Here is a 21816-nt window from a genome sequence, read left to right as displayed (position 1 = left end):
TCGCCTTGCTCGTAAGCTACTGTACTGATATCCTTACTATACGCTTGGCACATAAGCTGGGCAGTGGAGATTTCATGTTTACGATTGCGGGAAACCGCTAAGTCCTCAATAAAGGACGACCAAGCCAAATAGTGCCTGCACGAAAGTGTTAGGCTTTCATTTTCGCATGGCTCGTGAACGCTCTAACTGACATCACCGATGCATGAGCTTTGCGCCCGTCACAGCACGCGTATTTGCTTGATTGACGGCACGAAGAAAGACGGAAAATCAATGAAAATTCGACTAACAAAGCAAAACGATATCGCTGCCTTGCAGGAGGTGCTTAACGGCACAGAGCTGTTCTCCAGTGAAATGCTCCCTGACATGGTGGATGGATTTCTATCCGACGGTCAAAGCCTCGAGATTTGGCTGACATGTGAAAAAAACAGTAAGGCTGTTGGGTTTTGCTATGCTGTCCCCGAGGAACTTGCCGAAGGTGCATGGAACATGCTCGCCATCGCAATTCTGCCAACCGAGCAGGGTAAAGGTTTTGGCGGCGCCATCGTTAAGCATCTAGAAGTCGAACTCAAGAAGCGTGGACAACGCATTTTGATAGCCGACACTTCGGGTTCAGACGAGTTCGCAAAGACACGCGCGTTTTATCGCAAAAACGGCTACAGCGAGGAAGCTCGTATCAGGGATTTCTGGGCGGCGGGGGATGACAAAGTCGTTTTCTGGAAGTCGCTGATCTAATCCCCAGGTGTCGTTCTTGACCTGTCCTCAGACAGGTCAGTTTCACGTGTTTGCCCAACTTGGTAACGGCAGTTACGTCATGCACGTCCGACGCCTTGACTTGCAACACCCTCGCAGCTTTCTGCGAGGGTGTCTTTCTTGTCAGAGTCCGTGATTTTGCAAAACTGCCGATAAGAGGGTCTGAGAAACGGCTAAAGCCTTTCCACATCCCACAATACAGAATTGGGTTCTGTCGTTCCCAATCACCGCCGCCGGTCGCGGCGTGAACTCATGGGCTGGAACGCCACGCCCACATGCGCCTCGCAATAGGGTTTGCCGGCTTCAACCGGCAGGCCGCAGAACCAGAAATCCTCGGTCGCGGGGTCGCCGACGGGCCATTTGCACGTCTTCTCGGTCAACTCCATCAAGGTCAGCTTCTTGGCCTTTTTCTCGACCTCGTTGACCTTGGCCAGCGCCTCGGGGCTGATCTCATTGGCTGAGGGCTGCGGTGGCAGGGGCTGACCGGCTGGGATGATCTGGCGGCGGGCGGGCACGGCGGGCTTCGCCTCGGCCGCCGGGGCAGGCGCGGGGCGCGCGGGTTCGGTCTTTGGTGCAGGTTTCGGCTTGGCCTCGGCCTTGGGGGCTGCGGGGGCGGGTTTTTCCTTGGGCTCGGCCTTGGCGGGGGTGGCTCCGGTGGCGCGGTTCGACAGACCCAGACGGTGGACCTTGCCAATAACCGCATTGCGGGTCACACCGCCCAGTTCCTTGGCGATCTGGCTGGCCGACTGGCCCTCGCCCCACATCTTTTTAAGCAGCTCTACACGCTCGTCAGTCCAGGACATCATTTGCCTTTCAAAAGCGGAAAGCGGCCCCGGATTCGGGCCGCCTTGGGAAATCGTCTCAGCCCCCTATTTTAATCACTGCCGCCCGAGTTACAAGCGGTCTTCGAATCAGGTCAGAGGCAGAGCATGCAGATTCCCGCAGAACACACCGAACGTCGCTTTGGCAGGGTCAACTGGATGGGTCTTTACACGCTGTCCAGACGTGAGACCCTGAGGTTCATGTCCGTTTGGACCCAGACTTTACTTGCCCCGTTGGTCACTGCCGGATTGTTTTTGCTCATCTTCAATATTGCCATCGGCCCCAGTCGATCAGCAGTGATGGGGGTACCGTTTTTAACTTTTCTGGCGCCAGGGATCATGATGATGACGGTGATCCAGAACGCGTTTGCCAATACTTCCTCTTCGATGATGGTTGCTAAAGTACAGGGCAACATCGTTGACACCCTCATGCCGCCTCTGTCACCGTTGGAAATCCTTCTGGGCTATCTGGCCGGAGCCATCGTGCGCGGGGTGCTTATCGCATCGATCGTGGCCGTTGCGCTGGCTTTGGTGTTGGGAATCGTGCCGAAATATCCTCTGATCGCGCTGGTATTTGTTGTCTTCGGTGGAGCATTGATGGGTGCTTTGGGCTTATTGGCTGGGATTTTTGCCAACAAGTTCGACCAGATGGCCGCGATTACCAACTTCATCGTGACGCCTTTGGCCTTCCTGTCAGGCACGTTTTACTCGGTTCAGGCATTGCCACCAGTGCTTAGTGTCCTCAGCCATGCAAACCCGATTTTCTACCTGATCGACGGATTGCGCTTTGGAATGATCGGGGTTTCTGACAGCCCAGTATGGGTAGGGGTGGTGATCTGCGGTGTGGCTACGCTCGTGATTGGCGGTTCGGCGTGGACAATGCTGCGGACAGGCTACAGATTGAAATCGTAGAAGCGGAAAATCTTTAAAGTGAGAAAATTTGGTTAAATGTTAACGGCTTGTGTGTTAGGCGGTCGTTGCAGATAACAAGGCGCGGTCTGAAAGGCTGAACATGCAGGAATTGATTGTTGGGGGCGACTTTGAAAGCCCCGGTATTTCGAATGCCAGCAATTTCCAGATTTTCGGATCCTATGGGTCATGGACAGGCACGGAAATTGAGATTGGCCGCGAAAACCTGTTTCTAAACACAGGCGATACGACGAACTTGGTTCTGGAACTGGATGGGAACCGAAACGAAACCTCTGTCGCGGAACAAACCTTTACAGTCACTGGTGACAATAAATCCGCAACACTGAGCTTTGATATCGCAGCTCGTCAAACCGGCAGCGGTGGCCCTTTTGATGATCCTGTGTTGGTCGAAGTTCTCGATTCCAATAACAACGTCATTTTTACGCAGACCGTGACGCCGACTTCTGACGGGTCATTCACGCGGGTAGAGTTCAATTTCGATTTTGGCGCCGAAGGCGACTATACTTTGCGATTTACCGAAGGGGGGGATGACAACAGCCTTGGCAGCATCCTCGATAATATTTCGCTTATGGTCTGTTTTGCCGCCGGCACGCGGATCAAAACACCGCGCGGTGATGTAAACGTCGAAGACTTGCGGGTCGGTGATCTTGTTTCGACGTTGGAAGGTGAAGCAAAACCGATCCGGTGGATTGGCTCTAGAACCCTGGATCGGTTTGATCTTTTGGCCAATCCGAACATGCGTCCGGTTCTGATCCGCCAGGGCGCTCTGGGGCAGGGGATGCCCAATCATGATCTGAAAGTGTCACCACAGCACCGGTTGATGCTGCGATCCAAGGTGGCTCAACGGGTTTTGGGCGACGCGGAGGCGCTGGTTCCTGCCAAAAAGCTAACTCACCTGCCCGATATCGACGTTCAGGCGGACTGCACTGAAGTCCAATACTTTCATTTTGTCCTGGAAGAGCATTCGATCGTCATTGCTGAACACGCCTACACCGAGTCGCTGTACACCGGAAGCGAAGCGCTAAAGATGCTGGGTCCTGACGCTTTGGAAGAGCTGGCATTCCTTTTCCCGGATCTGGCCGTTACCCAACTGACACCTGCACGCCCATTGCACTCGCGCGGCAAGCTAATCGAAAAGATGTGCCTGCGGCTTGTGCAAAACCAGAAACCGGCGGTGGAGCTTGCGCAATGACCTCATCGTCTCTTGTCGAAGGCGGCACCACGATAACGCTTGAGACGGACCGGACGCTGCTGACCTTGGCTGCCAAGCTCGCTGAGAAACAAAGGATGTCGGCGCAGGACGCCATTGGCGAAATCGAGCAGGCCTATACAAGTGCCGCCGAGGCCGAGCACGGCCCCGAATATCTGTTCTGGGCAAAGATTGGAAAAGATGGTGCGATTTCTGTCGCTCAAGTCCTGAAAATTGTTGAGGTATTGACTGATCAATACCGCGAAGTTGCTCTTTCAGACGTAAGAAACAATTTCCCGGATGCACAGATTGGCCAGTTTGTTGTCAATGCAATTGACCCGGTCCACCCACCTAAGGTCGCGCATTGGCTCAACCCGCGCGCCACGGATATCAGCGGTTTGGATCTTTCCTTGAGGTGATCGGGGGGGTGGTACGCGCCTCGCGCCAGACCAGCACCAGTCCACCGGACAGGATGATGGCAGAGCCGGTCAGGCTGACATAATCCGGCACTACCCGAAACACGGTAAAATCGTAAAGCGCAGCGAACACCAGGGTGGCATAGCTGATCGGCGCCACAAACGACGCATCGGCGCGTGCCAAGCCATTGACGAAGCACGCTTGCGCGCAGGCCATCAACACGCCGATTCCCGCCAATGCTGCCCATTGTTCTGATGTAGGCGTTCGGAAAACGAAACTGACTGCGACTGAGGCGATCGTTAGTCCCATCGCGTTGTTGATCAGCAGGATCTGCAATGGCACCTCGCGACCCGCAAGTTTTTTAATGAAAATTAGTTCCATCCCGATTGATGCAGCAGCTGCCTGCGCCAACAAGGCCGCAGGTTGAAAGCTGTCGGGCGTAGGGCGCAGCAGGCAGCAGAACGAGAGCCCCGGCCAGAGCGACGGCGGCGGCGAGCCAGCGCCATGGGCCAATGCTCTCTTTTAGGAGTGGTATGGCCAGGATCATCGCAAAAACCGGGTTCAGGAACGAGATCGCCGTGGCATCCGAGATTGGTATATACGCAACGGAAGCAAACATCAGCGTGATGCCGACCCACCCAAAGCTGGTGCGCCCGATATGTAGACCCCAATGTGGACGACTGAGGCGCGGACGCAAAACGCCAACTGTGCAGGCGATCACCAGAAATGCGAACAGAAAGCGGCCGTGGCTTATCTGCGTCGGGTGCAGGGGCGGGCCAAGCTCGTCGGTCCCAAGAGCTTTGGCCAGGAGGGTTGTTCCTGCCAACAGCGCACTGGCGGCAAGGATCAGAAGTGCCGCAAGGGGCGGGTTGTGGCGCGCAGGTGTCATGCTCAAGCGGTGGGGCACTCTCGGTCAAATGACAAGTGTCAATTTCACACAACAATCGCATTTTGAGCCGTGCGCAATTTTGGGGTTCCCTGACCGGGCGCGCCCCGCTATACGACGGGCATGATCAAAAACGCGCATATTCTGCTACTCCGACGCCGACGCATCGCTGCGTAACCGGCCAGTTTGATCTATTGCGCTGTAAATCCGCGCAAACCTCACCAAATCAGTTGACGACTAGGGCCTTCGTGTATCACTCACGGGGCTTAACATATCGAAAAGGATGATCCGATGATCCCGTCCGTTCTGCCGACCTATAACCGCGCTCCCCTGACCTTTGTGAAGGGTGAAGGCGCTTGGCTGACCGAGGCGGATGGCCGACGTTTTCTGGACCTCGGCGCCGGGATCGCGGTGAACGCGCTGGGGCACGCGCATCCGGCGCTGGTCAATGCGTTGACGGAACAGGCGCACGTGCTGTGGCATGTCTCGAACCTTTATCACATCCCACAACAGCAGGCGCTGGCCGACAAGCTTGTTGAACATACCTTTGCCGACACGGTGTTCTTCACCAATTCCGGGACGGAATCGTGCGAGTTGGCCGTGAAAATGGCGCGCAAGCATTTCTACGACAAAGGCCAGCCCGAGCGGGTCGAGATCATCACCTTTGACGGCTCGTTCCACGGTCGGTCTTCGGCCGGGATCGCAGCGGCCGGGTCCGAGAAGATGACCAAGGGCTTTGGCCCTCTGCTGCCCGGTTTCGTACATGTCACGTTCGGCGATCTCGACGGTGTGACCAACGCAATCACCGCCCAAACTGCTGCGATCATGATCGAGCCGGTGCAGGGTGAGGGCGGTATTCGTCCCGTGCCAGATGCAGAACTAAAAGCCCTGCGCCAGATTTGCAACGACAACGGCCTGTTGCTGATCTTTGACGAAGTGCAATGCGGTGTTGGCCGCACCGGCAAGCTGTTCGCCCATGAATGGGCAGGTGTGACGCCGGATATCATGATGGTCGCCAAAGGCATTGGCGGAGGCTTCCCCTTGGGTGCCGTTCTGGCTACCGAGGATGCGGCCAATGGCATGACTGCGGGCACGCATGGGTCGACCTATGGCGGCAACCCACTGGGCTGCGCCGTGGGGTGCGCGGTGATTGACCAAGTATCGACGCCTGCATTTCTTGAGGGTGTGAACCGCAAGGCGGGCCTGCTGCGGCAAAAGCTGGAAGGTCTGATCGCCGATCATCCTGATGTATTCGAAGAGGTGCGTGGCGCCGGCCTGATGTTGGGTCTGAAGTGTAAGCCCACCAATATCGACGTGGTGAACGCAGGTTATGACAACGAAGTTATCACTGTGCCTGCCGCCGACAACGTGATCCGCCTGTTGCCACCGCTGACCCTGACCGAGGACGACATCGCGCAGGCCGTGATCCGTCTGGAAAAAGCGGCCGCGCAGGTTGCTGCAAACATGGCCTCGGCCTGAGAGATACTTGAATAAAAAGTGACATGATATGAACCACTTCCTTGATATCCACAAAACCGACGCCGCCGCGCTGCGTGGCATGATTGATCAGGCCAGCGCAATGAAACAGGCGCGCCTTGGGCAGCCCAAAGCGGCGCTGGATGATGAACAACCGCTCAAAGACCGTATGGTCGCGCTGATCTTTGAAAAACCCTCGACCCGGACACGTGTGTCTTTTGATGTGGGCGTGCGCCAGATGGGCGGGCAGACAATGGTGCTGTCCGGAAAGGATATGCAGCTGGGCCATGGCGAAACGATCGCCGACACCGCCCGCGTGCTGTCGCGCTATGTGGACATGATCATGATCCGTACATTTGACGAGACGATCCTGACCGAAATGGCTGAATATTCGGACGTGCCCGTTATCAACGGCCTGACCGATCGTACCCACCCCTGCCAGATCATGGCCGACGTCCTGACTTTTGAGGAACACCGTGGCCCCATTGCGGGTAAAAAAGTGGTCTGGACCGGCGACGGCAATAACGTCTGCGCATCGTTCCTGCACGCGGCGGGTCAATTCGGCTTCAACCTGACCTTCACTGGCCCTGCGCAGTTCGATCCCGAGGAAGAATTTATGGGATTTGCCCGTCAGAAGGGGTCGAGGATCGTTGTGGAACGTGATCCGTTCAAAGCAGTTGAGGGGGCCGATCTGGTCGTAGCTGACACTTGGGTCTCGATGCATGACAGCCAATCCGCCAAGGAGCGTCGCCACAATCTGCTGCGCCCCTATCAAGTCAATCCCGAACTGATGTCCCATGCCAAGCCCGATGCACTTTTCATGCACTGCCTGCCTGCCCACCGTGAGGAAGAAGCCACGTCCGAGGTCATGGACGGCCCGAATTCGGTGATTTTTGACGAGGCCGAGAATCGTCTGCATGCGCAAAAGGCAGTCATGCGCTGGTGTCTGGGCGTTTAACGTCTGGAAACATCCCAGACGCGTAATCTGACGAGCGTTCGCGCGCTCGTCAGTAAGATCAAAACGCACAGTATGATCTTGCTCATGATCTCCATCGTGCCTTCGATCAGTAGCGCGTGGATGATGCTGCCTGCGATAGTTACTGATGCCAGCGTGGTGTGCGTCAATCGCCAGACCCGAAATCGAAGGGCTGTGCGCTGACGCAATATCCCCAACGCAGCGGCCGCGAATGCCGTCCACATCGCGATCACGCCCCAAGCCGAGAATGGCGTGGGCGACGTGAAGGTGAGGGCATCAACGACGTCCGGCGGGCTGGTGATCCATAACCCTCCGACGTGGATCACAATCGCGCCCACCAATGCCATCCCAACCCAGCGATGCAGATGGCGGCTGAACACAGGCGTAAGACCGGGCAAGTCTTTTGCGGCCAATAGTGGCTGCAACAACAAAAGGCTCAGGCAGGAGACACCCGCAAAACCTGCCGCGATATAGACCGGATCCCGCCACGCGAGGTATGGGCTGAACCCAGCGGCAATGACCGGGATGAAAATGACGGCGATCAGAACCGCCCAAATCGCCGTGATCTGACGCATGTATCAGGCAGGTTGAAGTACGAAATGTGCGGCAAGTGTTTTGTCCCTCGCGCTGGACATCACCGGACGCAGGAACACCGTTTTGAATTCACCGCTGTCATAGGCAAGATGGCCATGCGGTTGGCCAAATGCAGGCACAATCTGCGGCATCTCCAGCCGAAACTCTCCGTTGGCATCTGTCAACGTGGCCCCGTGGCTTTGAGGGTCGCGTTCATGGCCTTCGGTTGTATGGGCCCAGATCTGGATGCGCTGACCGGGCAGTGGCGCGCCATTGCCGGCGCGGCGTACAGTTCCGGTCATCCAGAACCCGCCGCCTCCGATCCGTTCAACGATCGGCGCGCCCGCGCGATAGTTGTTGGATCCGCCCCTCATGGAGGGTGTTGCCGCCAAGCCCTTTGCCCGAGCAGGCACAAACAGACCCGAGGCCAACACGGCCCCTCCGCCCACGATCAGAGAGCGACGGTTGAGTGATGAACGGGTCATGGAAACCTCCTGAAGCCAGCAACCATGTAATAGATAGCACGCTTGCCATCCATTCCGAGGGGTGTTTGCGAATTGTGAATTCCTTTGACGGATGGCCAGTCGGCTGCAATCCTGACCTACAGGACGTTGTTGCCCATGAGGCCAGCCACATGACCCAAACAGATCGCATCACCTCAGACGAAATTGCCGCCTTTCAGCGCGATGGGGCAGTTGTTCTAAGATCCAAGTTCTCGACCAATTGGCTTGATCTTTTGCGCGCCGGGATCGATGCCGATCTGGCCAACCCGACCGACAATTTTGCCCGTCATACCAAAGACCTGCGCGCGCCCGCGTATTTCGAGGATTACTGGGCTTGGAACAAGATTCCTCAATTCCGGGATTTCGTCCATAACTCGCCCTGTGCGTCGCTTGCTGCACAGCTTTTGGACGCCGAAGCGATCAATCTGGTCATGGACAACTGGTTCCTGCGAGAGGCGGGATCCACCTCGCGCCCACCGTTTCATCAGGATTTGTCCTATTTCGATTTCGAAGGGACAATGTGCGTTTTGTGGCTGCCGCTTGAACCCGTCACCAAGGAAAACGGGATTGCCTTCGTCAAAGGCTCGCATTTATGGGACAAACTGTTCATGCGCGTTCGTTTTGCTGATGGCCACCCAAGTTATGAACCGACCGAAGTTGCCGGGCGTACATATCATCCACCGCCCGACGTAAACGCGGACCCAGATGCCTTTGAACTGTTGCAATGGGATATGGCGCTTGGGGATTGTATCTTTTTTGACATGCGAACTCTGCATGGTGGACTGTCCTCGGTCACACCAACCCAGACGGTTCGGCGGTTTACTTTGCGAATGACGGCACCGGACGGGGTGCTCCGGTATCGTGGGGACTGGGCCAAAGGCGAACGCGCACAGTTCGAGGCCGCAGGATATCGCGAGGGTGATCGCATCGCGGGGCCGTTTTTTCCGCAGTTGTGGCCTCGTCAGGCTAGCTGATCTCATCAACTGGGTTGGGGGCCAGCGCACTGGTGGTGTGCGTATATGATGATATTATTGCCGATCAATGTGCCGTACATTGCAAAAATGCACGAAACTCAGATCGCAGGAGCATAGCAATGAGTTGGAACCCGACCCACAGCCCCGAATGCATGTCCGAAAACACCTCTCTTGAGACGTTGATCATTCCTCGCGCGCGTGATCTGGGCGGGTTCGAGGTGCGCCGGGCTTTGCCCTCAGTCGAGCGGCAGCTCGTGGGGCCGTTCATATTCTTCGATCAGATGGGCCCGGCTGAATTCATAACCGATGGCGGCATCGATGTGCGTCCGCACCCTCATATCGGGTTGGGCACTGTGACCTATCTGTATCAGGGAGAATTTGAACATCGCGACAGTCTGGGCACCCATCAGATGATCTATCCCGGTGAGGTCAACTGGATGGTGGCCGGGCGCGGCGTGACCCATTCCGAGCGGACAAGCGACCAGACTCGCGGTACACGTCACAGCCTGTTCGGCATCCAGACCTGGATCGCCTTGCCTGAACAACACGAGGATATGGCCCCGGATTTTGAACATCACAAGCAAGGCGCGCTGCCCCATATCCAGGATCACGGCGTGTCCGCCCGCTTGATTCTGGGTTCGGCCTATGGCGAGACCAGCCCTGTGACGATGCTGTCCGAAACGTTTTATCTGGATGTGCAGCTTGATCCGGGCGCGTCCTTTCCCTTGCCAGATGATCATGAGGACCGAGGGGTCTATGTCACCCAAGGCGCGGTCGAGATCGCAGGCGATACATTTGATGCGGGCCGCATGATGGTGTTCCGCCCCGGCGACCGGTTGTCTGTGAAGGCCGGCCCGACCGGCGCGCGCCTGATGCTGCTGGGGGGTGCAACGCTGAACGAGGATCGTTACATCTGGTGGAACTTCGTGTCGTCCTCGAAAGAAAAGATCGAGGTCGCAACACGGGAATGGAAAACGGCAGATTGGGCGAACGGGGCGTTCCACCTGCCGCCCGGCGATGATCAAGAATACATTCCGATCTCGGCAGAACTGGAACGCACCCGCCCAAGGCTTGCGCGCTGACGAGGCGTCAGGGGGTCTTGTCCACGACTCCGATCCCGGCGATCTTTACCGAAAGGGGAGGGTCGCCATGAAAATCGTGATCGCTGGCGCGGGCAGTATCGGGTGTTATTGCGGGGCTTTGCTGTCTCAGGGCGGCCACGATGTCACACTGCTAGGACGTGCGCGCATCTTTGCTCCGATCAAGGACCGAGGTCTGACGGTCACTGATTTCTCGGGTCTGCAGCAACATGTCTCGGACCTGACCCTCTCCGAGGTTCCGGACTGTCTTGCAGATGCCGAAGCCGTCATCGTGACTGTAAAAACCCCGGCGACGGCCGAGATGGCTGAATTGATCGCGCGATACGCACCGTCGTCAGCGCCAATATTGTCGTGGCAGAATGGGGTGGAAAACACCCGGGCTTTGCGCGCGGCCCTGCCGGGGCGGGACGTGCGGGCCGGGATGGTTCCGTTCAATGTGGTCCCGACCGACCCCGGCAGTTTCCATCGGGCGACTTCGGGAGAGATTGTGATCGAGAGCGGTGCCAGCGCGCTGGGGCAAAAGCTGAGCAGTCCGAACCTGCCAGTTGTTGAAAGCGATCAGATCGAGGCGGTGCAATGGGGCAAGTTGCTGATCAACCTCAATAATGCGCTGAATGCCTTGTCGGGACTGACGTTGAAGGACCAGCTTTTGGATCGGGAATGGCGCAAGCTGATGGCCGATCAGATGGCCGAAGCCCATGCGGTTCTGAAATCAGCAGGTCTTTCCGTGGTCTCGACCACACCGCTTCCGGCTTGGATGACGCCTTTCATCCTGCGCCTGCCGACCCTGCTGTTTAGTCGAATAGCCGCCCGGATGTTGACGATTGATCCTTCGGCGCGCACATCCATGGCCTATGATCTGATGGACGGTAGGCCAACCGAGATTGACAGCCTGCAAGGTCAGATCATTCGCCTCGCGGCTGTCCAGGGCCGGGCTGCGCCGATTTGCCAGAAGGTTCGCGACCTTATCGAAGGTCGACCCACCACTTCGATGACCCCGCGGCAAATCAGGGGTTGAGCATTGTTTTATTGAAAGGCCGTCAGCATCCAGAAGATCACGGCTGACATAGCAGCAGCAGCCGGAACCGTAACAACCCATGCCGCGATAATGGTCATGAAATGCGAACGCCGCACCAGTTTACGCCGCTTGTGCTCTTCCCGCGCCAAACGACGCTGGGGCGGTCGCTGCTGGTTCGAGGCTTTCCAGCGGCGATCTGAATGCCATTCACGATAAAAACCAACGCCGAACACGGCGCCAACAGCGATATGTGTCGAACTGACGGGCAGACCCAGCCAGCTTGCAACGATCACGGTAATCGCAGCCGACAGTGCCACGCAAAAGGCACGCATCGGGTTCAGTTTGGTGATCTGGCTGCCAACCATGCGGATCAGTTTGGGCCCGAACAGGAACAAGCCGAAAGATATCCCGAAGGCCCCGATCACCATAACCCATGTCGGAATCGCAACTTTCGAAGCAAAGTCACCGAACTCGGCCGCGTGCACGATTGCGGCCAAGGGGCCGACTGCGTTGGCGACATCGTTGGCGCCGTGGGCGAAGCTCAGGAATGTAGCCGAGATGACCAGCGGCAAACCGAACAACGACTTCAGTGATTTGGTCCGGTTTTCCAGCCCTTCGGATTTGCGGCGCACCCATGGAATATTTGCCGACCACGCCAAAATTCCTGACAGCAGCCCAACCAGCAGTGCGATTTCCAGATCGACTTTCACGATCCGCTTCAGCCCTTTAACGGCCAAATATGTTGCGAATGCTCCGGCCATGACGCCGACCAGAATGGGAACCCATCGCCGTGCAGCAGCGATCTTGTCATCCTGATATTGAATTTTGGCCTTGATCAACCCAAGGAAACCCGCAGCAATCACCCCACCCAATACCGGAGAGATGACCCAGCTTGCCGCAATGGCGCTCATGGTTGCCCAGTTGACGGCGCTTAGACCGGCTGCGGCAATACCTGCGCCCATAACTCCACCCACGACCGAATGTGTGGTCGAAACCGGAGCGCCAACCCAAGTGGCAAGGTTAACCCACATCGCCGAAGATATCAGCGCAGCCATCATAGCCCAGATAAACACGTTGCTTGTCTGAACCGAGGCCGGGTCGATGATGCCTTTCGAAATCGTGGAAACCACGTCTCCTCCGGCGAGCAATGCTCCAGCGCTTTCGGCAATCGCTGCGATAACAATGGCGCCACCCATGGACAGCGCATTGGCGCCGACGGCTGGGCCCATGTTGTTGGCCACGTCATTGGCGCCGATGTTGATTGCCATGTATGCGCCGAACGCGGCTGCTGCGACTACGATTAGTCCACCATCTGCCTGGCCAAACAGAACTGCCGCCGACAAACCGGCAAGGGCAATAAAGGCCAGCGCAATCCCCGGTGCCAGCATGGGGCGTGCCACGTGGACATTCGCGGTTTCAACGCGTGAGATACGATTCAGATCGCTGTCCAGCGTTTGCCATCGGGTTTTTGAGCTTTGGTCTGACATAGTGTTTCATACCGAAAATCGGATCGACGCATGCCGCTATCCGGTTTCCGGTTCAGGGACAACACCGTTGTCATCAATTTGTCGCTTAATTGTTACAATCGTCTCAGCAAGTCACGCAGCTCGGGCTCGTGCACCCTCTCGGCTGCGGTCGTGGGCGATACCCACGCGCGTGTGCGCTGATCTTTTTCTGGGTAGTCTTCGGCCAGGTCCTGAACCTCGATGCGGAAAACAGTCGTCAGAACGGGTTGTGCCGAGCCATCCTTGAGGATTTTCTCATATGCAAATTTCCCGATGGGTTTTTCCTGAACGGTTCGCGCCCTTACCCCGGCTTCTTCCCAGGCTTCCTGTCTTGCGGTCTGTGCACCATTGAGCCCGTCAATCGGCCAACCTTTTGGTATGATCCAACGTCCGGTATCGCGGCTTGTAATCAGCAGAACCTGCACGCCTTCGTTTGTATTCCGAGTGCACAACGCGGCAAATTGCACCCTGCGCGGGCGCAGGATCAGAGGTCTTGCGACCTCTTCCCAAATATTGTGCAGCCATTTTGTCATGCTCTTACGCCCTGTGGTTAGGGCGCCTCCTCGGAGCAGCACATAACAACGAAATGGTATATGTTCAATGAACGGGTGAAGGTTTGATCCGTGTTGGCGGTCTTTGTGCCCGGAAAAGGATCAGACTGTCACAAGCGGATCAACGTCGGCGTTTTGCGCGCAGTGTCGGATCAGCTTGGGTTGGATCCTCTGGCCACGGGTGTTTGGGATATTGGGCGCGCATATCTTTGCGAACATCTGCGTATGAGCCGGCCCAGAACCCCGGTAAGTCCCGTGTAATCTGGATTGGGCGCTGGGCGGGGGACAGCAGAGTGATCTTGAGGGGCTCGCCGCCCACGATCGGATGGCGGGTTACTCCGAACAGCTCCTGCAACCGGACCGAGATTTCGGGGGCCGCACCGCCGTAGTCAATCGGCACTTTCCGACCCAAAGGTGTTTCGAATGATCCGGGTGCGCGCCGGTCCAGTTCCTTTGTCTGGTTCCAATCCAACCGGGCGCGCAATGCAGGTAGCAGGTCGAACTTTTTCCAGTCGTCAGCCGACCGCACGCCCGAGAGCATCGGAAGCAACCAGTCCTCTAACGACGCAGCCAGCCCGTCAGGTGAGAAATCGGGCAGGTCAACGCCCTCGGCCCTGACCAATTCGACCCGCGCGGCCAGACGCGCCGATGCGCCGTTCAGTCGTAGACCCAGATCGCGCACTCCGTCCAGCATTGCCATAGCCAGTATGTCTTCGGGCACGTCTTTCCAAATGCGGTCGTCCAGAGTTATGGTACCCAGCCGCTCTTGCCGACGCGCAACAACGCGGCGGTCCCGTTTGGACCAGACGCAGCTATCAACCCAGTCGATCTGATCCGCGAACAGATCGCGAATTTCGCGCTCGGATATTTGCGCGGCCATGCGCACACGCGCCTCACGGGGGTTGCCGTCGGTGTCTGTGACAACCAGATAAGGGCTCGCTGCCAAAGTGTCGGCACTGTCCAACACCACACCTTTTCCGCCAGACAAAACATATCGCGGATCGTCACCCTTGCGACGCTGGCCGATACGGTCGGGGTAGGCCAGCGCAGCCATGGCTGCGGGGCTCAGATCAGATGGCTTTCCATTTCGGCGCAGCCGCTTGGCTTCGACCTTTATGCGGTCAATTGCCCCCGTATTCACTTGCCAGATGCGATTGCGCTGAAAAGCGCGCAGATCGCGTAGTGCTTCTAGCCGCAGCAACATATCGGTCGGCGCGCCGCGCAGCGGGTCTCGTTCGGCCATCAGCGCGGCCAGAGAGGATGCGTCCGACCCGGCATGCTCTAGCATGTGGCCTAACCGGGGATGCAGGGGTAGGGCCGAAAGGGCGCGTCCGTGATCGGTGATCCGCCCCTTGCCGTCCAAAGCGCCCAACATGGTCAACAAGCTGCGGGCTTCGGCCATGGTGCCTTCGGGCGGAGGGGTCAGAAAAGCGAGGTCGTTTGATTCAGCCCCCCAAAGCGCAAGCTCCAACGCCAGACCGGTTAGGTCGGCGGCTTCGATCTCGGCTGGGGGGTAGGCCGCGAGCGCGCCCTCTTCTCCTTTGGACCAAAGGCGATAGCAGACCCCTTCTGCCACGCGCCCCGCGCGGCCTGCGCGCTGGGTGGCCTCGGCACGTGTGACGCGTTCGGTGACCAACCTGGACATCCCCGAGCCCGGATCAAACCGCGCGCGTCGCGCCTGCCCCATATCGACCACAACTCGAATATCTGGAATGGTCAGAGAGGTTTCGGCAATCGACGTGGCAAGAACGATCTTACGCCCCTCCTCAATCGGAGCTATGGCCTTGCATTGTGCTGCAAAGGGCATTGCGCCGAACAGGGGGCGCAGCGTGCATCTGTTAGGCAAGCGTCCGGCCAAAGCGGCCTCAGCGCGGCGAATTTCACCTTCCCCGGGCAGGAACACAAGCATCCCACCTGCCGTTTCACGCTCGGCCTGAACCACCAGATCGACTAACGCGTCCAACCGCCGTGCTTGCGGACCAAGCGGGCGGTCCAGCCAGCGTGTCTCGACCGGAAAACTGCGGCCCGCAGACGTCACTAGCGGAGCGCCCATCAAATGTCCGACCGGTTCAGCGTCCAATGTCGCGGACATTGCCAGCAGGATCAGATCGTCGCGCAGCGCGCCCATCACTTCGAGGCAAAGCGCCAGCCCTAGATCGGCATTCAAGGACCGTTCGTGGAATTCATCAAAGATCACTGCGCTGACGCCGGGCAGGTCGGGGTCAGATTGCAGCATCCGGGTCAGAATGCCTTCGGTCACAACCTCGATCCGGGTGGATTTGGACACTTTTGCCTCGCCACGCACCCGGTAGCCGATAGTCTCCCCCACGCGCTCGCCCAGCGTTTCGGCCATGCGTTCCGCTGCGGCACGGGCAGCCAGCCGACGGGGTTCCAGCATCACGATCTTGTCAGCGCACAGCCCTGCCTCGAGCATTGCTAAAGGCACACGAGTCGTCTTGCCCGCGCCCGGGGGCGCTTGCAGCACGGCGCGCCCCGAAGCTCGTAGGGCGTCCAGCAGATCGGGGATGGCGTCTTCAATGGGCAGGCGAGTCATGCGGGCTTTATCCGCCAAGCACCGGGCCGCGTCCAGTTCTGTGGTTTGCGGGTGACTACCTGCTTACATCCAGACGGATTCCGGCGCAGTCCGGTCTGGACAAATCGGCTTCAGCGACGGCAAGTAGTCGTGCCGCAAAAGATCGGGGTTAAAATGGAAATAGACAGCCTGAGTGACAGGATTTTAAACGGGGATCGGCGCGCGCTGGCCCGTGCAATAACCTTGGTAGAAAGCGGCCGCGCCGACCACCGAGCGCAGGCCAGCGAATTGCTGGCGCGTCTCGCAGGCGCGGGGAGACAGGCATTGCGGATTGGGCTGTCAGGTACGCCGGGCGTCGGTAAATCCACGTTCATCGAAAGCTTTGGCATGATGCTGATCGGTCAGGGATTGCGCGTGGCGGTTCTGGCCGTCGATCCCAGTTCGACCCGTTCTGGGGGCTCGATTTTGGGCGACAAGACCCGGATGGAGCGCCTAAGCCGGGAACCTGCCGCCTTTATCCGACCTTCCCCCAGCCAAAGCCATTTGGGCGGTGTTGCGCGTCGAACGCGCGAAGCCATCGCCCTGTGCGAGGCAGCTGGGTTTGACGTGGTTTTGATTGAAACGGTTGGAGTAGGGCAGTCGGAAACCGTGGTGTCCGAGATGTCAGACCTGTTTCTTTTGCTGCTGGCCCCTGCAGGTGGGGACGAGCTGCAAGGGGTCAAGCGCGGTATTATGGAGATGGCCGACATTATTCTTGTCAACAAGGCGGATGGAGATCTCAAGGCAACGGCCACACGGACCTGTGCCGACTATGCAGGAGCGCTGCGTTTGCTGAGAAAGCGCCCGCAGGACCCTGAAGGTTTCCCCAAGGCCATGACGGTCTCTGCGGTTGAAGAGCATGGGCTTGAGCAATCCTGGGACGAAATGCGCTCTTTAACAAATTGGCGCAAGGAAAGCGGGTATTGGTCCACGAACCGAGCGGAGCAGGCGCAGTTCTGGTTTGAACAGGAAGTGCGCAATGCGCTCTTGTCGCGGCTTTCGACCCCACAGGTCCGCGCCGAGATGGAACGGCTGGGCAACGCGGTTCGAGAAGACGGACTAAGCCCGTCAGTGGCGGCAGAAACACTGTTATCGAACCTGATGCCGGGCCAGGGATACTCCTGAAGACAAGAATTGCGTGATGTGAAACCGAGTTTCCCGTGCTGCGTGCAGGGGGCTGTCGAATGCGCGTAAAGATGGTATCCTGATCGCATAAATCGCAGGACCTGAGACTATGCCTCGTATCAATGGGACCAACAGTGGCGATGATATTGACGTCACAAACGACAGCGGGACGCTGAACGGCACTCCGCAAGGGTCTCCTATTGATAACATTCGCGGTCGAGGCGGCGATGACGATATCACGGTCACGGACAGCACGATTTCCGACAACGTTGTTGGGAATACGGGTAACGACAACATCGTCATTTCCAATAGTACTGTGATTGGACGAGTCTCGGGCGGTGCAAATTCCGATACGATAACAGTCAGCGGGTCTAATGTCGGCTCTATCAGGCTTGGGGCGGGTAATGACACGCTCAATTTCAGCAGTACGGCCGTCAGCGATGACGTCGTCGGCGGAAGCGGTACAGACACGCTGAACCTACCGGAAGGTACGGTCGTTAACGACGCCACATTCGGTACGTTCACGGTTGAGGCCGGCGTTGCCTATTCAGTGTCCAGTGGCACGTTCACGCTGCCGTCGGGCGCAACCGTCACATACAGTGCTTTCGAAAACGGGTCGGGCGTGCCGTGCTTTACTCGAGACACCAAGATTTTGACGCCCAAAGGTGACCGTTGCATCCAGACGCTGAGGGTTGGGGACGAAGTTCTGACGCTAGGACAAGGCGTGCAAGCGCTGCGATGGATTGGGCGACGCAGCATTTTCAAGGCAGATTTACAGGCCAACCCTCGTCTGCGACCAGTTCGTATATTAGCAGGGGCGCTTGGTGATGGCCTGCCGCACGAAGACCTTTTGGTATCGCGACAGCATCGAATGCTGGTGCGGTCCCGGATCGCGCAGCGGATGTTTGGTGCGCCTGAAGTTCTTGTTGCCGCGATCAGACTTGTTGATACGCCCGGAATTTTCGTTGACGAGAACGTGGATGAGGTAGAGTATTTCCACCTGCTGTTTGGTGAGCATCAAGTTGTTTTTGCCGGAGGAGCGCCGACTGAAAGCCTTTTCACCGGTGTTGAGGCGTTGCGGGCGTTGGACCCCAATGCGCGGCGTGAGATTTTCGAGATTTTCCCAGACTTGGCCAAGGGTCTTCCCACACGAGAAACCGCCAGATTGATACCTGAGGCACGGCAGCAAGCCCGGTTGTTGGAACGCCATCTTAAAAACGGTAAACCGCTTTTGTGGTCGCAATCGGGACCTGCTGGCTGAACAAACAAAGTTGGCGTAAAGAATCCGCGCGATCCGTCTTGACCCTTCCGTCGATTCCCACTACACGCATCCAACCAGTTTTCGGGCGCGACTTCGGGTTGCGCCCCTTGTGATTTGGCCGAGGTGTTATGCCGGGCCTCCAGAAACAAAGGAAGAAACCATGTCGCGCCGTTGCGAACTGACCGGAAAAGGCCCGATGACTGGCAACAATGTCAGCCACGCCAAAAACAGAACTCGTCGTCGTTTCCTGCCGAACCTGAACGACGTTACCCTGCAGTCGGAAACCCTGGGTCGTGGCGTAAAGCTGCGCATCTCGGCGGCTGCTCTGCGCTCGGTCGACCACCGCGGTGGTCTGGACGCGTTCCTGGCCAAAGCCAAGGACGACGAACTGTCGGCTAACGCGCTGAAAGTGAAAAAGGAAATCGCCAAGGCACAAGCCTCGGCCTAAGCCTTTTTCACATGTAAAATATTCGGCCCTGTACCCATGATGGCGCAGGGCCTTTTCTATTGCATCAAAGCCAAAAAGCGCGATTTGGTGACAATCCGTGGATATGGAGTGATTTTGTTCACATACCTCCGGTCTGAATGACGTTATGTTTAAGCATATTCATCCGACGGAGATCATTCTCATGTCTTTCAAATCTCTCGAATCTTTCTCCCTGTTGGCCGCTTTTTTCGGCAAAACCTTTGGGACATGTTTTCGGATGCAACGTCAGGTGAACAGGTTGCATACAAGCCTGACCAAAGGGTCTGTCAAGCGTACCGAACGGGACGGTTGATACTTTCCTCCTGACCCACGGGCTTCAAGCGTATTCGATTGCGCTTGAAGCCCTCTTAACGTCCGGCCTATATCAAAGGCGAAATGAAAGCTGTTCTGCATAAGACGTTGCCTTTTGTATTGTCGCTGCTTGTCTTGCTCACCGGGCAAGGAGTAGCCGCGTCTAGGGGCATGGAAACTGCCGTTGGGCAGATGGTCTTGTGTACCGGAGACGGCCCTGTGGTCGTCTATACGGATGCGGATGGACAACCCACGCAGCCTCCGCATTTCTGTCCGGACTATGCGATGACGTTGCTTGGGGCGGTCCTTGATGTTTCGTCCCGCGTGCCCGAAGCGCCAAAGCCCGATCAGGTTCAACCCGCACGGACACGCCGCAACCTGATTGCGGCACCAATTCCACATCACCCTGCGCGGGCTCCTCCTGTCGTGTTCTGACAATCAACTTATTCTCAGACACTTAAAGCAGGAGAAGCCAGATGCGCTTTTCATTCAAACTATTGGCCACTCTGGCCGCCGCCACCATTGCAACCGCCGCAGTGGCACAGGATTCGATTGCAGTCGAAGATGCTTATGCGCGTTCGTCCGGCAAGACTGCCAAAGCCGGTGCGGCGTTCATGATGATCGAAAACACCGGTGACGCAGATGACCGGTTGATCGCCGTTGAATCTGAGGCTGCGGCGCGGGTTGAACTGCACACGCATGAGGTTGATGCCAACGGCGTTGCCAAGATGATCCATGTCGAGGAAGGGTTCGTGATCCCGGCGGGTGAAGCTCGTGCGCTGAAACGCGGAGGGGACCACGTCATGTTCATGGGGCTGACGGCGCCTTTCGAAGAAGGATCCACTGTCCCCGTCACTTTGATCTTCGAAAAGGCAGGCGAGGTCGAGGTCGACATTCCGGTTGATCTGAAGCGTCACGACGCTGGTGGGCACGGGTCGCATTCGCACTGAAGCTCAGCGCGTCTTCGCGCCGCTTTGCGGCGGTCATCCACGCGTCAGGCCGGGCTGAGCCCGGCCTGTTTGCGTCGAGTCTAGCGGTTGACGACGCGCATCGAAACGCGGTCGCGGGCGGATTTGAAACGCAATGCGAGGAAGATCATGACCCCCGAGAAGGCCAGCGCCGAGAACGCAATGGCCCAGCCCAGTGCCACCATTCCGCTGCCTGGCCAGAACATCAGAACCAGCCCAATCAGCAACGCGACGATCCCTGAATTGCGGAAGGTTGCCGAATCTGGATGCTGATCCGGTATTTGTCGCCACGCTGCCAGCGAACCGACGCCAGCAATCAGGGCCCATGCACCCAAAAGGAAGAAGGTCAGTCGCGCCACGCCCTCGGGCCAGATCAGAAGGACCAGCCCAATAAGCAAAGCGCCTATTCCGAATCCTCCGATCAGGCCGCGTCGACCGAACCCAAACAGGGTGACGCCGCCGTCAAGCACCAGTAGCAGACCGACTAGACGCAACAGAAGCGAAATGCTGCCCGTCGGCCAGAACAACGCTGCAACCCCCAACACACCGGCGAGAATGCCGCGCAACAAAAAAGTCCACCACAGATTGGCCAGCTGCTCTCCCATCGCTTCGCGACCGTCCAGGCTGTGGCTATCAAGGATTTCTTCGTGCGGCGTATGAGGGTCGGTCATGTGGGCCTCCGGTTGTGGTCGCGGGTTCAGTATACAATAAATCTCTTTTGTATCTGACGTCTATTGTTGCCCCAGCAGGTCGTCGACCCAGCGTGGGACTGTTTCCGACGCCGGGCCGAGGATGACCGTTTCAAAGCTGGACGCGCCATCCGAGGGTTCAAGGTTTAATTCGACGGTCCGTGCACCAGCATTGGCAGCCTCGTGCACGAAAGCGGCGGCCGGATAGACCTGCCCAGAAGTTCCGATCGAAGCAAAGATCGCAGCCTCGGAAAGGTGATCGTAGATGGTTTCCATGTGATAAGGCATCTCTCCGAACCAAACTACGTCGGGTCTGGCAGACGGTGCGGCACATGCGGGACAGGATTCACCCACGGACATCTCCGGGGGGGCAACCCAGCGGTGGTCGCACGCGGCGCAAAGCGCCCCTGCAAGAGTTCCGTGCATATGAAGAACGTTTTTGGCCCCGCCGGCTTCGTGCAGGCTATCTACGTTTTGGGTCACGATCACAACATCACCGGGCCAGTTGCGTTGCAACCGGGTCAGCGCTTGATGGGCCGGATTGGGTTGCGCGTTCGCCGCCTGTGTGCGGCGGGCATTGTAGAACCCCTGTACCAAGGCCGGGTCACGCGCAAACCCTTCGGGTGTAGCGACATCTTCTATCCGATGCTGAGACCAAAGCCCGCCTTCGTCCCGAAATGTGCCCAACCCGCTTTCGGCCGAGATTCCGGCTCCGGTCAGGATGACAATCTTTTCCATTCCTACCTCACACGTT

General features: G+C 57.7%; 22 protein-coding genes and 1 pseudogene. 14 read left to right on the top strand and 9 right to left on the bottom strand.

The genetic code is table 11. The features are described from left to right. Positions 1–198 precede the first annotated feature (198 nt). Positions 199–732: an N-acetyltransferase family protein gene (locus AC2TAD_RS04175; protein ID WP_480866112.1), complete on the top strand. Its 534-nt coding sequence runs from the start codon at positions 199–201 to the stop codon at positions 730–732. Positions 733–974: 242 nt separating this feature from the next. Here AC2TAD_RS04175 and AC2TAD_RS04170 read toward each other — a convergent pair whose 3' ends face one another. Next, positions 975–1553, bottom strand: coding sequence for a GcrA family cell cycle regulator (locus AC2TAD_RS04170; RefSeq protein ID WP_170354987.1), 579 nt, complete (start codon positions 1551–1553; stop codon positions 975–977). 126 nt (positions 1554–1679) lie between these two features. Between AC2TAD_RS04170 and AC2TAD_RS04165 the strand changes: the two genes are divergently transcribed. The 3 genes from AC2TAD_RS04165 (at position 1680) to AC2TAD_RS04155 (ending at position 4109) form a co-directional block, all read left to right on the top strand. Next, positions 1680–2483 carry an ABC transporter permease gene (locus tag AC2TAD_RS04165; RefSeq protein ID WP_480866110.1) on the top strand — a complete coding sequence of 268 codons (804 nt, stop codon included), beginning with the start codon at positions 1680–1682 and terminating at the stop codon, positions 2481–2483. 100 nt (positions 2484–2583) lie between these two features. Then, positions 2584–3693, top strand: coding sequence for a Hint domain-containing protein (locus AC2TAD_RS04160; RefSeq protein WP_480866108.1), 1110 nt, complete (start codon positions 2584–2586; stop codon positions 3691–3693). Beyond that, complete coding sequence (locus AC2TAD_RS04155; RefSeq protein WP_480866107.1) at positions 3690–4109, top strand: NusA N-terminal domain-containing protein; 420 nt, start codon at positions 3690–3692, stop codon at positions 4107–4109. The genes AC2TAD_RS04160 and AC2TAD_RS04155 overlap by 4 nt, the downstream gene beginning before the upstream one ends. On the opposite strand, the pseudogene AC2TAD_RS04150 reads toward AC2TAD_RS04155, so the two are convergent. Continuing rightward, positions 4081–4996, bottom strand: a pseudogene (locus AC2TAD_RS04150) (DMT family transporter). The gene AC2TAD_RS04155 and the pseudogene AC2TAD_RS04150 overlap by 29 nt on opposite strands. A gap of 288 nt (positions 4997–5284) precedes the next feature. Here AC2TAD_RS04150 and AC2TAD_RS04145 point away from each other — a divergent pair. Continuing rightward, complete coding sequence (locus AC2TAD_RS04145) at positions 5285–6472, top strand: aspartate aminotransferase family protein (RefSeq protein WP_170753837.1); 1188 nt, start codon at positions 5285–5287, stop codon at positions 6470–6472. Positions 6473–6500: 28 nt separating this feature from the next. Then, entirely contained in the window at positions 6501–7427 is a 927-nt protein-coding gene (gene argF / locus AC2TAD_RS04140) for an ornithine carbamoyltransferase (protein ID WP_480866106.1), read from the top strand. Here the strand turns inward: argF and AC2TAD_RS04135 are convergent. Both AC2TAD_RS04135 and AC2TAD_RS04130 read right to left on the bottom strand, forming a co-directional pair. After that, the gene (locus AC2TAD_RS04135; RefSeq protein WP_480866104.1) at positions 7424–8020 is read right to left on the bottom strand and encodes a ferric reductase-like transmembrane domain-containing protein; all 597 of its coding nucleotides are present in this window, start codon (positions 8018–8020) and stop codon (positions 7424–7426) included. The genes argF and AC2TAD_RS04135 overlap by 4 nt on opposite strands. A 3-nt stretch (positions 8021–8023) precedes the next feature. After that, positions 8024–8503: a twin-arginine translocation pathway signal gene (locus AC2TAD_RS04130; protein ID WP_480866103.1), complete on the bottom strand. Its 480-nt coding sequence runs from the start codon at positions 8501–8503 to the stop codon at positions 8024–8026. A 149-nt stretch (positions 8504–8652) separates the two neighbouring features. Between AC2TAD_RS04130 and AC2TAD_RS04125 the strand changes: the two genes are divergently transcribed. From AC2TAD_RS04125 to AC2TAD_RS04115, 3 genes are all read left to right on the top strand, one after another. After that, positions 8653–9495 (top strand): phytanoyl-CoA dioxygenase family protein, encoded by an 843-nt coding sequence (locus AC2TAD_RS04125; RefSeq protein ID WP_480866102.1) that lies wholly within the window; start codon positions 8653–8655, stop codon positions 9493–9495. A 119-nt stretch (positions 9496–9614) separates the two neighbouring features. Next, entirely contained in the window at positions 9615–10577 is a 963-nt protein-coding gene (locus AC2TAD_RS04120; protein WP_480866100.1) for a pirin family protein, read from the top strand. 67 nt (positions 10578–10644) lie between these two features. After that, positions 10645–11613, top strand: a complete 969-nt coding sequence (locus AC2TAD_RS04115; protein ID WP_480866099.1) for a 2-dehydropantoate 2-reductase — start codon at positions 10645–10647, stop codon at positions 11611–11613. An 8-nt stretch (positions 11614–11621) separates the two neighbouring features. Here AC2TAD_RS04115 and AC2TAD_RS04110 read toward each other — a convergent pair whose 3' ends face one another. The 3 genes from AC2TAD_RS04110 to hrpB form a co-directional block, all read right to left on the bottom strand. Then, the gene (locus tag AC2TAD_RS04110) at positions 11622–13100 is read right to left on the bottom strand and encodes an inorganic phosphate transporter (RefSeq protein ID WP_480866097.1); all 1479 of its coding nucleotides are present in this window, start codon (positions 13098–13100) and stop codon (positions 11622–11624) included. 92 nt (positions 13101–13192) lie between these two features. Continuing rightward, entirely contained in the window at positions 13193–13651 is a 459-nt protein-coding gene (locus tag AC2TAD_RS04105; RefSeq protein ID WP_480866095.1) for an NUDIX hydrolase, read from the bottom strand. A 139-nt stretch (positions 13652–13790) separates the two neighbouring features. Continuing rightward, entirely contained in the window at positions 13791–16223 is a 2433-nt protein-coding gene (gene hrpB, locus AC2TAD_RS04100; RefSeq protein WP_480866093.1) for an ATP-dependent helicase HrpB, read from the bottom strand. Positions 16224–16376: 153 nt separating this feature from the next. Here hrpB and meaB point away from each other — a divergent pair, with 153 nt between their 5' ends. The 5 genes from meaB (at position 16377) to AC2TAD_RS04075 (ending at position 20355) form a co-directional block, all read left to right on the top strand. Beyond that, entirely contained in the window at positions 16377–17366 is a 990-nt protein-coding gene (gene meaB / locus AC2TAD_RS04095) for a methylmalonyl Co-A mutase-associated GTPase MeaB (RefSeq protein WP_480866091.1), read from the top strand. 109 nt (positions 17367–17475) lie between these two features. Then, the gene (locus tag AC2TAD_RS04090; RefSeq protein ID WP_480866089.1) at positions 17476–18627 is read left to right on the top strand and encodes a Hint domain-containing protein; all 1152 of its coding nucleotides are present in this window, start codon (positions 17476–17478) and stop codon (positions 18625–18627) included. A gap of 160 nt (positions 18628–18787) precedes the next feature. Then, on the top strand, positions 18788–19075 hold the full coding sequence (rpmB, locus tag AC2TAD_RS04085; RefSeq protein WP_008756960.1) for a 50S ribosomal protein L28: 288 nt from the start codon (positions 18788–18790) through the stop codon (positions 19073–19075). 414 nt (positions 19076–19489) lie between these two features. Then, a complete protein-coding gene (locus tag AC2TAD_RS04080) occupies positions 19490–19840 on the top strand; it encodes a hypothetical protein (protein WP_170355001.1) in 351 nt (116 codons plus the stop codon). 41 nt (positions 19841–19881) lie between these two features. Further along, complete coding sequence (locus tag AC2TAD_RS04075) at positions 19882–20355, top strand: copper chaperone PCu(A)C (protein WP_170355002.1); 474 nt, start codon at positions 19882–19884, stop codon at positions 20353–20355. A gap of 80 nt (positions 20356–20435) precedes the next feature. Here the strand turns inward: AC2TAD_RS04075 and AC2TAD_RS04070 are convergent, their stop codons facing one another. Together AC2TAD_RS04070 and AC2TAD_RS04065 are read right to left on the bottom strand one after the other, a co-directional pair. Beyond that, positions 20436–21044 carry an HdeD family acid-resistance protein gene (locus tag AC2TAD_RS04070; RefSeq protein ID WP_480866087.1) on the bottom strand — a complete coding sequence of 203 codons (609 nt, stop codon included), beginning with the start codon at positions 21042–21044 and terminating at the stop codon, positions 20436–20438. Between the two features lie 60 nt (positions 21045–21104). After that, on the bottom strand, positions 21105–21800 hold the full coding sequence (locus AC2TAD_RS04065) for an NAD-dependent deacylase (protein WP_480866085.1): 696 nt from the start codon (positions 21798–21800) through the stop codon (positions 21105–21107). Positions 21801–21816: the final 16 nt, after the last annotated feature.

Source organism: Ruegeria sp. HKCCD7628 (assembly GCF_057221005.1).
Note: the sequence above shows the minus strand (reverse complement) of the source record. Positions and strands in the feature narration are given on the sequence as shown.

What these genes read in the sequence shown, in the direction of transcription:
- AC2TAD_RS04175 (WP_480866112.1), top strand. Translation starts at nt 199, where the DNA reads ATGCATGAGCTTTGCGCCCGTCACAGCACGCGTATTTGCTTGATTGAC.
- AC2TAD_RS04170 (WP_170354987.1), bottom strand. Translation starts at nt 1,553, where the DNA reads ATGTCCTGGACTGACGAGCGTGTAGAGCTGCTTAAAAAGATGTGGGGC.
- AC2TAD_RS04165 (WP_480866110.1), top strand. Translation starts at nt 1,680, where the DNA reads ATGCAGATTCCCGCAGAACACACCGAACGTCGCTTTGGCAGGGTCAAC.
- AC2TAD_RS04160 (WP_480866108.1), top strand. Translation starts at nt 2,584, where the DNA reads ATGCAGGAATTGATTGTTGGGGGCGACTTTGAAAGCCCCGGTATTTCG.
- AC2TAD_RS04155 (WP_480866107.1), top strand. Translation starts at nt 3,690, where the DNA reads ATGACCTCATCGTCTCTTGTCGAAGGCGGCACCACGATAACGCTTGAG.
- AC2TAD_RS04145 (WP_170753837.1), top strand. Translation starts at nt 5,285, where the DNA reads ATGATCCCGTCCGTTCTGCCGACCTATAACCGCGCTCCCCTGACCTTT.
- argF (WP_480866106.1), top strand. Translation starts at nt 6,501, where the DNA reads ATGAACCACTTCCTTGATATCCACAAAACCGACGCCGCCGCGCTGCGT.
- AC2TAD_RS04135 (WP_480866104.1), bottom strand. Translation starts at nt 8,020, where the DNA reads ATGCGTCAGATCACGGCGATTTGGGCGGTTCTGATCGCCGTCATTTTC.
- AC2TAD_RS04130 (WP_480866103.1), bottom strand. Translation starts at nt 8,503, where the DNA reads ATGACCCGTTCATCACTCAACCGTCGCTCTCTGATCGTGGGCGGAGGG.
- AC2TAD_RS04125 (WP_480866102.1), top strand. Translation starts at nt 8,653, where the DNA reads ATGACCCAAACAGATCGCATCACCTCAGACGAAATTGCCGCCTTTCAG.
- AC2TAD_RS04120 (WP_480866100.1), top strand. Translation starts at nt 9,615, where the DNA reads ATGAGTTGGAACCCGACCCACAGCCCCGAATGCATGTCCGAAAACACC.
- AC2TAD_RS04115 (WP_480866099.1), top strand. Translation starts at nt 10,645, where the DNA reads ATGAAAATCGTGATCGCTGGCGCGGGCAGTATCGGGTGTTATTGCGGG.
- AC2TAD_RS04110 (WP_480866097.1), bottom strand. Translation starts at nt 13,100, where the DNA reads ATGTCAGACCAAAGCTCAAAAACCCGATGGCAAACGCTGGACAGCGAT.
- AC2TAD_RS04105 (WP_480866095.1), bottom strand. Translation starts at nt 13,651, where the DNA reads ATGACAAAATGGCTGCACAATATTTGGGAAGAGGTCGCAAGACCTCTG.
- hrpB (WP_480866093.1), bottom strand. Translation starts at nt 16,223, where the DNA reads ATGACTCGCCTGCCCATTGAAGACGCCATCCCCGATCTGCTGGACGCC.
- meaB (WP_480866091.1), top strand. Translation starts at nt 16,377, where the DNA reads ATGGAAATAGACAGCCTGAGTGACAGGATTTTAAACGGGGATCGGCGC.
- AC2TAD_RS04090 (WP_480866089.1), top strand. Translation starts at nt 17,476, where the DNA reads ATGCCTCGTATCAATGGGACCAACAGTGGCGATGATATTGACGTCACA.
- rpmB (WP_008756960.1), top strand. Translation starts at nt 18,788, where the DNA reads ATGTCGCGCCGTTGCGAACTGACCGGAAAAGGCCCGATGACTGGCAAC.
- AC2TAD_RS04080 (WP_170355001.1), top strand. Translation starts at nt 19,490, where the DNA reads ATGAAAGCTGTTCTGCATAAGACGTTGCCTTTTGTATTGTCGCTGCTT.
- AC2TAD_RS04075 (WP_170355002.1), top strand. Translation starts at nt 19,882, where the DNA reads ATGCGCTTTTCATTCAAACTATTGGCCACTCTGGCCGCCGCCACCATT.
- AC2TAD_RS04070 (WP_480866087.1), bottom strand. Translation starts at nt 21,044, where the DNA reads ATGACCGACCCTCATACGCCGCACGAAGAAATCCTTGATAGCCACAGC.
- AC2TAD_RS04065 (WP_480866085.1), bottom strand. Translation starts at nt 21,800, where the DNA reads ATGGAAAAGATTGTCATCCTGACCGGAGCCGGAATCTCGGCCGAAAGC.